The sequence below is a fragment of the Flavobacterium columnare NBRC 100251 = ATCC 23463 genome, from assembly GCF_002530675.1.
Taxonomy (GTDB): domain Bacteria; phylum Bacteroidota; class Bacteroidia; order Flavobacteriales; family Flavobacteriaceae; genus Flavobacterium; species Flavobacterium columnare.
Genome location: NZ_PCMX01000080.1, coordinates 1 through 10,730, shown reverse-complemented (window position 1 = coordinate 10,730; position 10,730 = coordinate 1). Strand labels below are relative to the sequence as shown.

Here is a 10,730-nt window from a genome sequence, read left to right as displayed (position 1 = left end):
ATTTGGATTTTTTGTTTTTTAGATTTATATCTTTGCGGTATTAACCGAACAATAAATTAATGGAGTTAAAATTAAATCGTCCGATTTGTTTTTTTGACTTAGAAACTACAGGGACAGATATTTCAAAAGATCGAATTGTTGAAATTTCAATAATAAAAGTTTTTCCAAATGGAAACAAAGAAAGTAAAACATGGTTGGTAAATCCTACCATTCCTATTCCTTTACAAGCAGCTGCTATTCACGGAATTTCAGATGCAAAAGTAGCCAATGAACCCACTTTTGCAGAGTTAGCTAATCAAGTGCACAATATGATTAAAGATTCTGATTTAGCGGGATTTAATTCCGATCGTTTTGATATTCCCCTATTGGCAGAAGAATTATTACGTGCAGGGGTTGATTTTGATATGAAAAATAGAGTTTCTGTAGACGTGCAGACTATCTTTCATAAAAAAGAAGAGCGTACATTAAGTGCAGCTTATAGGTTTTACTGCAACCAAACACTGAATAATGCCCACAGTGCAGAAGCAGATACAAACGCAACGTATGAGATTTTAAAAGCACAATTAGATCGTTATCCCGATTTGGAAAATGATATGAAAGTCTTATCAGAGTATACAACTCGTAAAAAATCCGTTGATTTTGCTGGATTTATAGCTTTAGATGATAAAGGGCAAGAAATTTTTGCTTTTGGTAAACATAAAGGAGCTCTAGTAGAGGAGGTCTTTGATAAAGAGCCAGGGTATTTTGGATGGATTCAAAATGCGGATTTTCCTTTGTATACTAAAAAAGTATTAACAGGTATTAAATTAAGAAAACTAAACACAAAACAGTAGATCGCGATTAATGAACAGTTTTTTTGATTTACTAATTCTTAATTACTTAAAAAATGAAAATAATCTGTATAGGTCGTAATTATACTGACCATATCACTGAGCTAAACAATGAACGACCAGCTGAACCAGTAATTTTTATGAAGCCGGATACAGCTATTTTGCCTAAACAATTTCCTTTTGTTTTGCCAGAATTCAGTAATGATGTACATCATGAAGTAGAAGTTTTGATAAAAATTAATAAAGTAGGGAAGTATATTGATCCTAAGTTTGCTCATAAATATTATGATGAAATAGGTTTAGGAATTGATTTTACAGCTCGTGATTTGCAAACAAAATTAAAAGAAAAAGGTTTACCGTGGGAAACTGCAAAGGCATTTGACGGTTCAGCGGTAATAGGTGACTTTTTATCGAAAAAAGATTTCAGTTCGTTAGAAAATCTTAAATTTGAATTAAGAAATAACTCTCAAGTTGTTCAAAAAGGAAATACCAATCAAATGTTGTGGAGAATAGATGAAATAATAGCTTACGTTTCGCAATATTTTACCCTAAAAACAGGAGATGTTATTTTTACAGGAACTCCAGCAGGAGTAGCAAAAGTGAATCCAAATGATATTTTGGAAGGATATTTGGAAGATAAACAACTATTTAAGATTCAAGTTAAATAATGGCGATTCATTACAATTTAGCAAAAGTATATGCAATATCAGATGATGATGATGATTTTGTACGTCAAATAATTACTCTTTTTGTAGAGGAGGTTCCAAGTGATATTAAGCAAATCAAAGAAGGGATTGAAGATAAAGACTATGTTAAAACGTATGGCTTTGCTCATAAAACAAAACCTACTTTAGATTTGTTAGGTATGGATGCCGCTAAAGAAGAAATTCTTTTGGTAGAACAATGGACGCGTGATCAAGGCAAAAAAAAAGAAATTAAAGAAGTGTATAAAAGTTTAAAAAATAGAATAAATGCAGCTTTAGAAGAAGTAAAAAAAGATTTTAACCTGTAAGAAAAAATTACCCTATTAGAAATAAAGGATTAGAAGGTGTTTTGGCAATGTCAGAATCTTTTAATCCTTTCTTTTTATAATAAATTTGTAAAAAAAAATAAAAATGAGAGCGGCTATTGTAACTATAGGAGATGAAATATTAATTGGGCAAATAACAGATACAAATTCTGTTTATATAGCAAAATCTTTAGATAAGATAGGAATTCAAACGATTGAAATGCTTTCTATATCAGATGATAAAGAGCATATTTTAAAAACACTTTCTTATTTGCAAAATCAAGTAGAGATAGTTGTTATAACAGGAGGTTTGGGGCCCACTAAAGACGATATTACCAAAAAAACCTTATGCGAGTATCTAGACGATATTTTAGTTTATGATCAGGAAGTTTTAGAACATGTGACCCAATTAATAGAGGCTTATTTTAAAAGACCTATAACTCAATTAAATAAAGATCAAGCATTGGTGCCATCTAAAAGTAAGGTTCTGTTTAATCAACTAGGAACGGCACCAGGAATGTGGATGGAAAAAGAGAAAACGGTCTTTATTTCCTTACCGGGAGTGCCTTATGAAATGAAACACGTGATAGATCATGAAGTAGTGCCTCGTTTGGTAAAAAAGTTTGATCGCCCTTATATCCATCATCAAACGTTAATGACCTATGGGGTAGGCGAAAGTTTGTTGGCTGAACGAATTGAAGAATGGGAAAACGGATTGCCTGATTTTATTAAATTAGCCTATTTGCCTAGTTCTTTTCAGGTAAGACTCAGATTGACAGCTAGGGGGACTGATGAGCAATTTTTGAAAGAAAGAGTGGCTTTGGAAATAGAAAAAGTAAAACCACTCATAAAAGATTGTTTGATAGGGCTAAATGAAGGTGAGACGATTGAAGTTATGCTGGGGGAATTGTTGACTCAAAAGAAGATGACTCTTTCGGTTGCAGAAAGTTGTACAGGAGGAAAGATGGCTTCTTTATTGACAGCCATACCAGGAGCTTCAGTTTATTTTAAAGGAGGAGTTGTAAGCTACGCCACAGAGGTTAAAGAAACTTTGTTAAAGGTAGATAAAAGGATTATTGATGAATGCTCCGTTGTAAGTAAACAAGTGGCAGAAATGATGGCTAAGAATGTACGAGAATTATTGAAAACAGATTTTGCTATCGCTACAACAGGAAATGCAGGACCTTCCAAAGGAGAGTCTGATGCAGAGGTGGGAACTGTGTACGTGGCAATAGCAACGCCTAAAAAGGTTATAGTAGAGAAATTTGAGTTAGGACAGCCAAGAGAAAAAGTAATAGAAAGGGCTGTAAATAAGGGATTTGAAATATTGTATAAAGAAATTTTAAAAAATTACTAAATATAGTTTGTGTAATCGTTTTATTTTTTGTTACTTTGCACCCTGATTTTGAATAACGATAAAACATAAGTATAATGTCAAGAGTTTGTGACCTTACAGGAAAAAGAGCGATGGTAGGAAACAACGTTTCTCACGCTATGAACAAGACAAAGAGAAAATTCTCTGTAAACTTGATTAAAAAACGTTTTTACCTTCCTGAAGAAGATAGATGGATTACTTTAAGAGTAGCTGCTTCTACAATTAAAACGATTAATAAAAACGGAATTTCAGCTGTGCTAAAGCAAGCCCAAGCTAATGGATTAATCAAATAATCTATTCCTAAATTAAATATATTTTAAGATGGCAAAGAAAGGTAATAGAATTCAGGTAATTTTAGAATGTACTGAGCATAAGACTTCTGGTGTACCAGGAACTTCTCGTTACATCACTACTAAGAATAAAAAGAACACTCCAGATAGATTAGAAATTAAAAAATTCAATCCTATCTTGAAAAGAGTGACTGTTCATAAAGAGATTAAATAATTTAGAGATTTTTATACGTAAAAATTTCAATTAAAAAATGTAAGTCATGGCAAAGAAAACCGTTGCAACCCTACAGACAGCATCTAAGAGATTATCAAAAGCTATTAAAATGGTGAAATCTCCTAAAACTGGTGCTTATACTTTTGTTGAGGCTATCATGTCTCCTGAAGAAGTTGATGAATTTCTTAAAAAGAAATAATTTTATCTATTCAATATAACAAAGCTGCTTCTTTCTTGAAGTGGCTTTTTTGTTTTATATTTGCTAAAAAATAGTGTAAAATACTTTCTTATAGGGTGTATTTTTGATTTGTTCAATTGGTAGATCATTGTTGTAAATCGTAAATCATATATAGTAAATGAATTTCTTTAAAAAAATTTTTTCTTCAGAAAAAAAAGAAACACTTGATAAAGGGTTAGAAAGATCAAGTACTTCTTTCTTATCTAAATTAACTAAAGCAGTTGCTGGTAAGTCAAAAGTAGACGATGATGTATTAGATAATTTAGAAGAAGTATTAGTTACTTCTGATGTTGGAGTTAATACAACCTTGAAAATTATCGAACGTATTGAATCACGTGTAGCACGTGATAAATATTTAGGAACTGATGAACTTAATAAAATATTAAGAGAAGAGATAGCCTCTCTGTTATCAGAAACTAATTCAGGTGAAGACACGGATTTTGTGATTCCTGCTAATAAAAAACCGTATGTAATTATGGTGGTAGGAGTAAATGGAGTGGGAAAAACGACAACCATAGGTAAATTGGCCAATCAATTTAAAAATGCAGGTTATAAAGTAGTATTAGGTGCCGCAGATACATTTCGTGCCGCAGCAATTGATCAATTGCAAATTTGGGCGGATAGAGTAGGAGTTCCTATTGTAAAACAACAAATGGGGAGTGATCCAGCATCGGTAGCATTCGATACTTTACAAAGTGCCGTTGCACAAGATGCAGATGTGGTTATTATTGATACGGCTGGACGTTTACATAACAAAGTAGGTTTGATGAATGAGCTTTCAAAAGTAAAACGCGTAATGCAAAAAGTAGTACAAGACGCACCTCATGATGTTTTATTAGTATTAGATGGATCTACTGGACAAAATGCGTTTGAACAAGCTAAAGAATTTACTGCAGCAACAGAGGTAAGCTGTTTAGCTGTTACAAAATTAGATGGAACAGCTAAAGGAGGAGTCGTAATTGGAATTTCTGATCAATTTCAAATTCCAGTTAAATATATTGGGGTAGGGGAAGGTATTAATGATCTTCAAGTGTTTAATAAATATGAGTTTGTAGACTCTTTCTTTAAATAATATGCAAAATTTTAAAGCCTTTCATTTTTTCCTTTTTGGAACATCCGCTCTTTTAGTGGCTCAGTATACTAAAAATATAAAAATTTCCTTATTATTTTATACAATAGCTTTAATATTATACATTTCGGCCTTAGTAAAATTTTATAAAGAAAAAAAGTAATAAAAAAAAGCTGAATATCAAATTCAGCTTTTTTTATGGAAAAGCTTCAATGTAAGTACTCTTCTTTTTCTTATGAAAGATAAATTAACTAGCTAAATCATTTATATTTATAGATGTATTGAAAACTGTAATTTAGGTTACTTTTATTACGTTTTAAAATGATTATTTTTGGTGTTTAAAAATTAATATTATGTCAGATACAATAGAAAGAGTAAAATGTTTAATTATAGGTTCTGGTCCTGCGGGGTATACTGCTGCTATTTACGCTGCTAGGGCTAATATGAGCCCTGTTTTATATCAAGGAACTCAGCCAGGAGGGCAGTTAACAACAACGAATGAAGTAGAAAACTTCCCTGGTTATCCAGAAGGGGTTACAGGGCCAGAGATGATGGTACAATTAGAAACGCAAGCTAAGCGTTTTGGAACTGATATACGTAATGGTTGGGTTACTAAAGTAGATTTTTCTGCTGATTTGCATAAAGTATGGATTCATGATGGAAAAGAGCTTTTGTGTGATACGGTTATTATTTCAACAGGAGCATCTGCTAAATATTTAGGATTACCTTCTGAACAACATTATTTAAATATGGGTGGAGGTGTTTCGGCTTGTGCCGTTTGTGATGGATTCTTTTACCGCAATCAAGAAGTAGTTATTGTAGGGGCTGGAGATAGTGCCTGTGAAGAAGCCCATTATTTATCTAAAATGTGTAAAAAAGTAACCATGCTTGTTCGTAGTGAGCAGTTTAGAGCATCAAAAATTATGGAAGAACGTGTGCGTAAAACAGAAAATATTCAAATTTTAATGCACACAGAAACAGAAGAAGTTCTAGGAGATGGACAAGTGGTAACAGCTGTAAAAGCAAAAAATAAATCAACAGGGGAAATTACGGAAATCCCTGCTACTGGCTTCTTTGTGGCAATAGGGCATAAACCTAATACGGATATATTTAAAGATTATATTACTTTAGATGAAACAGGTTATATATTAAATATTCCTGGAACTTCTAAAACGAATGTAGCGGGTGTTTTTGTGGCAGGTGATGCCGCAGATCATGTATATCGTCAAGCTATAACAGCAGCGGGTACAGGTTGTATGGCGGCTCTTGATGCAGAAAGATATCTGGCTGCAAAAGAATATTAAAGAGTATTCAGTATTATGTAGTTAAAAATACAATTTTTTTTAGAATAGAAAACCCCGAAATTAAGAAAAACTTAAAAACGGGGTTTTAAAAAGAATTTATTTACTAATGTATGGATCAATTATATTGCTTATTTCTTCTGGAGAAGATTCTGGTTTTAATTCAAATAATTTTGTAAATAAAGGTTGTTTTTCTTTTTTAAGTATCAAGTCTTTGTTTTGATTGAAAACAGTAGACCATTTATCTCTAACATTTTTCCAAATGATACGGTTCTTTTTCCAATAATTTTGAGCTAAAGTACATTTTGAATCATCTATTTTTTTGTATACATCATAACCTTTTTCCTCAGCTAATACAACTTCTTCATTTTCGCGTATTATTTTTTTATTATCTTGATTATGAATCCATCCAAAATCTTTTATTTCATGGATGTTATTTCTTTTTAAAACATTGTAATCATTTCTTATAGTGTGTTCCCTACGAGGTAAAGGTGCATCTGTTGTGTTCTCCCAAAAATGTCTTCCATCAACGTGTATCCAAGATGCTGTTCCTTCGTAACGAGGACTATCATCAACTTGATATACTTTTTGAGTCCATTGGCCTGCTACTTGTTTTTTATTCAATTTGTTGTACTTCCAAGTTTGATCTTTATCAAATAGATATAAATCAGTATTTTCATATAGCCAATCTTGTCTCCAATGTTTTACTATTGATTCTTCTGTTGTTCCGGTAATAAGTAAGTGTTGTAAGGAAATTTTGTTTGATTCATCTTCAATGAGTTCTATCCATTCTATAGCTTTTTCATGTTTTGAAGGAGAAGGTTTATAGTCATTATTTTTTGAGTAGTTAAATGTTTCGGCAAAATTAAACTCAACTTCATAGCATCCGCACATAGATTTGATCGCTTTTCTATCTTCTTCTTTTTTGTTTTGTCCATAATTTGTTGAAAATAGACTTATTAAAATAAGTGTTAAAGTTGTTTTTTTCATGTAAAGAGTATTTTAAAAAATTTGTACAAATATATTAAATTTATTTAGAATAAATAAAAATAAGAGTATATTTGCACTCAAATAAGAATACATTTACTATCATGTATAAAATAATAATGCTTGTCCCTTTTGTTTTTAGTAATATCGTAATGGGGCAAATTGATTCTAGGGATTCATTGCGAGTAAAAAAAATAGATGAAGTAGTAATTACAGGACAATTTACTCCTCAATCATTAAAAAAATCTGTTTTTAATGTAAGAGTTATTACTTCTAAGGATATACAAAATTTATCAGCAAATAATTTTACAGATGTATTAAATCAGTATTTAAACATTTCATTACAGCCCAGCGGTTCAAGTGGTCGTTCTACTGTTTCTTTATTTGGATTAGATGGACAGTATTTTAAAATATTAGTAGATAATGTACCGCTAATTAACGAAAACGGTTTAGGGAATAATATAGATCTTTCTCAAATTAATTTAAATGATATAGAACGAATTGAAATTGTAGAGGGATCTATGGGTGTTACGCATGGGGCTAATACTGTTACGGGAGTTTTAAATATTATTACAAAAAAGAAGCTTTCAGGGAAATTTGCTTTACGTATGGGGACTCAGGAAGAAACCATAGGGAAGGAGTTTCAATTTTTTGATAAAGGAAGGCATATACAAAATTTAAAATTATCCTATAATTATAAAGGGACATGGTATTTTGATTTAGGAATTAATAGAAATGATTTCAAAGGGTTTTATGATACGAAGCAAGGTAAGTTTTATAGCGAAAATGATGGAACTAGAGGACTAAGATGGTTGCCTAAAGAACAATTAAATGGAACGACAACGGTTGTTTACCATACCAATAATTTTGATTTGAATTACAAATTAGAAATGTTTAATGAATTGGTTCGATTTTATAACAGTACAGTTCAATCAGGATATAATGATGATTTCGGGTATTATCGTTACGCTAATGATAAACGATATTTTGTAAATAGAATTTTTCATAATTTAAATCTTTCGGGACGTTTTTTTTCAAAAATTAATTATACGGGATCATTTTCTTATCAAAAACAGGAACGAAAATTAGAGAATTTTAAATTTAATTTATACGATAAAAATGAACTAAATAATGATCTTTTTAAGGATCAGTCTATGGAGGTTTATTATAGTACAGGTTCTTTGAGTAATTTTTTTAATACTGATAAAGCAGATCTATTATTAGGATACGAAATAGTTTCTAATAAAGGATTTTCTTTGATCCAGAAGGAGAATAATGTTTTGGAGCCTATTGAAAAAAGAATTAATAATTATGATTTTTATGTTTCTAGCGAATTGTCAATTACAGATAAATTTTCTCTTAAACCAGGTTTACGTTTTTCAATTCAATCTTTATTTCAAGATCAATATGCTTCCTCATTAGCTTTGCGTCATTTGTTTAACAAAGGAGTAGAGATGCGATTATCTTATGGGACTTCTTATAGAACCCCAAATTTCACTGAACTTTATTCTAAACAAATTTTTGATGGACATTTTTTTTCAGGTAATGAAAAATTGATTCCAGAAACAAGTACTTCCTATGAAGCTAGTCTAAAACGAGTACAAGAGTTTAAAAAAAATACCATTTTCTCTAATCAGCTGTCTACTAGTTTTATTGATTTAAAGGATAAAATAGATATGGTTTTGTCCCGATTTAATCCAGATACAGGTAATCCAGAATATCAATATATTAATATTAGTAAATATAGTATACTTAATATAGCCGCTCTAACCCAGCTGAAAAACCAAAAAGTATCAGCTAGTTTTGGAGCCTCTTTAGTAGGGATTTCTCAAAAAATAGATAACCAAGTTTTTTCTTCCAATAAAGACTATTTGTATTCTTTTAATTGCAATGCAAGCCTATCTTATTCTTTTTCAAAACCAGAATTAAATGTGTCTCTTTATTATAAATATAACGGAAGGGTTCAGCAACTAATAGAAGGAGCAACTAAATATGAAGTTTCCACAGTAGATTCTTCTAATTGGCTAGACTTTACTTTGCAAAAAAAGATTTTTAAAGGCAAAGTAGAAACCAGTATGGGAGCTAGAAATATATTGAATATAACCAACATAAATCAGTCAGGAATGGAACAATCCAGAGGGCATGCAAGAAACTCTCAGTTGATGTTAGCCTATGGACGTTCCTTTTTTGTGAAAATAGTATACAATTTAAAATTTTAGATAAAAAAGACCAGGTAATTATTGCCAAATATTTAGTAAGATAAAGTAAAATAAGCAATAGCAATGAATAATAAACAATAATCTATATGAAAAAAGGACTATTACTACTGTATTTAACCACATTTTTAATCTCTTGTTCAAAAGAAACTGTAGATGAAAAACCAAAGACCGTAATCTCTAAAGAAGAAATTTTAAAACCAGAGATAGGAGGTCCTAATCAGCCTAATCAGGTTTTTTTAGATTTAAGTAAAGGAACATCTAAAGTTGTAAATAGAGCAACGTGGGATTTGGGGTTTTATTCAGGAGATGGGTTTAGAGTGGTTTTGAATAGTTCTGTATTTATGGCTGTTAAAAAAACAGATCAAACAGATATAACTTTAGTTCAAAACTCGGATAAAAATGTAGTGTCTTTAGGAGGATTTAATTTAGCTAAAAATGGATACTGTGATGATGCTACAGGTATTTTGAATGGTTCAGGAGAAGGAAAAGGAACTGCAATAGCAGAAATTTCTGCGGTTGATAACGAAAATAAAGTATACCTGCTCAATCTAGGCTTTGAAGTTTCTACAAATACACCCGCATTAGGTTCAGTCAGTACGGAAGGAAAAGCAAGAGGCTGGAAAAAAATTAGAATATTAAGAGCTAATAATGGAGGATATAAAATTCAATACGCGGATTTGTTGGATAAAAATTTTAAAGAAAAAATAATAGATAAGGATAGGTCATACAACTTTACTTTTTTCAGCCTATTTAAAGAAGAGGTTGTGGTTGTAGAACCTAAAAAGGAATCATGGGACTTATGTTTTACCACTTTTACCAATTATATTTTATCGGGAGATGATGTTGTGACTTATGGGTTTGCAGATTTTGTTATTTCTAATATGAAAGGAGGAACACAGGTATATGAAGTAAATACATCGGAATATACTTATGAAAAATTTAAAAAAGAAAATATAGTACAATCTAATCTGATCCCTTCTAAAACGGATCAGAGGATAATAGGTTCTAATTGGAGAGTAGGAGGGTCTCAGTTTGGAGGATTACCAAGTATTAAAACAGACCGTTTTTATGTTTTAAAAGATATTGAATCTAATTATTATAAAATAAAATTTCTTACAATGACTAATGATAAAGGAGAAAGAGGGAATACCAAAATTCAATATACTTTATTATAAATTAAAATTTATTTGAAAAGGCT

Annotated in this window: 12 protein-coding genes; 11 read left to right on the top strand and 1 reads right to left on the bottom strand. The window is 31.0% G+C overall.

Going from position 1 to position 10,730, the window contains the following annotated elements; translation table 11 throughout:
* Positions 1–59 precede the first annotated feature (59 nt).
* The 9 genes from B0A78_RS11025 to trxB all read left to right on the top strand — a co-directional run bounded on the left by B0A78_RS11025 (position 60) and on the right by trxB (position 6,329).
* A complete protein-coding gene (locus tag B0A78_RS11025; protein WP_014166483.1) occupies positions 60–833 on the top strand; it encodes a 3'-5' exonuclease in 774 nt (257 codons plus the stop codon).
* Positions 834–886: 53 nt separating this feature from the next.
* Positions 887–1,498: a fumarylacetoacetate hydrolase family protein gene (locus tag B0A78_RS11020; RefSeq protein WP_014166482.1), complete on the top strand. Its 612-nt coding sequence runs from the start codon at positions 887–889 to the stop codon at positions 1,496–1,498.
* Positions 1,498–1,842, top strand: coding sequence for an Hpt domain-containing protein (locus B0A78_RS11015; RefSeq protein ID WP_014166481.1), 345 nt, complete (start codon positions 1,498–1,500; stop codon positions 1,840–1,842). Before B0A78_RS11020 ends, B0A78_RS11015 begins: the two co-directional genes overlap by 1 nt.
* 103 nt (positions 1,843–1,945) lie before the next feature.
* Positions 1,946–3,196, top strand: a complete 1,251-nt coding sequence (locus B0A78_RS11010; protein ID WP_065213236.1) for a CinA family nicotinamide mononucleotide deamidase-related protein — start codon at positions 1,946–1,948, stop codon at positions 3,194–3,196.
* 74 nt (positions 3,197–3,270) lie between these two features.
* On the top strand, positions 3,271–3,507 hold the full coding sequence (rpmB, locus tag B0A78_RS11005) for a 50S ribosomal protein L28 (RefSeq protein ID WP_014166479.1): 237 nt from the start codon (positions 3,271–3,273) through the stop codon (positions 3,505–3,507).
* Positions 3,508–3,535: 28 nt separating this feature from the next.
* A complete protein-coding gene (gene rpmG, locus B0A78_RS11000; RefSeq protein WP_008253902.1) occupies positions 3,536–3,718 on the top strand; it encodes a 50S ribosomal protein L33 in 183 nt (60 codons plus the stop codon).
* A gap of 46 nt (positions 3,719–3,764) precedes the next feature.
* The gene (locus B0A78_RS10995) at positions 3,765–3,917 is read left to right on the top strand and encodes a DUF4295 domain-containing protein (protein ID WP_014166478.1); all 153 of its coding nucleotides are present in this window, start codon (positions 3,765–3,767) and stop codon (positions 3,915–3,917) included.
* A gap of 157 nt (positions 3,918–4,074) precedes the next feature.
* Positions 4,075–5,028: a signal recognition particle-docking protein FtsY gene (gene ftsY, locus B0A78_RS10990; protein WP_014166477.1), complete on the top strand. Its 954-nt coding sequence runs from the start codon at positions 4,075–4,077 to the stop codon at positions 5,026–5,028.
* Between the two features lie 350 nt (positions 5,029–5,378).
* On the top strand, positions 5,379–6,329 hold the full coding sequence (gene trxB / locus B0A78_RS10985) for a thioredoxin-disulfide reductase (protein WP_014166476.1): 951 nt from the start codon (positions 5,379–5,381) through the stop codon (positions 6,327–6,329).
* A 96-nt stretch (positions 6,330–6,425) separates the two neighbouring features.
* Here trxB and B0A78_RS10980 read toward each other — a convergent pair whose 3' ends face one another.
* A complete protein-coding gene (locus tag B0A78_RS10980) occupies positions 6,426–7,316 on the bottom strand; it encodes a DUF6607 family protein (protein ID WP_065213237.1) in 891 nt (296 codons plus the stop codon).
* Positions 7,317–7,417: 101 nt separating this feature from the next.
* Here B0A78_RS10980 and B0A78_RS10975 point away from each other — a divergent pair, with 101 nt between their 5' ends.
* Together B0A78_RS10975 and B0A78_RS10970 are read left to right on the top strand one after the other, a co-directional pair.
* On the top strand, positions 7,418–9,532 hold the full coding sequence (locus B0A78_RS10975; RefSeq protein WP_065213238.1) for a TonB-dependent receptor plug domain-containing protein: 2,115 nt from the start codon (positions 7,418–7,420) through the stop codon (positions 9,530–9,532).
* 86 nt (positions 9,533–9,618) lie between these two features.
* Positions 9,619–10,707, top strand: coding sequence for an HmuY family protein (locus B0A78_RS10970; protein WP_065213239.1), 1,089 nt, complete (start codon positions 9,619–9,621; stop codon positions 10,705–10,707).
* The last annotated feature ends 23 nt before the right edge of the window (positions 10,708–10,730 follow it).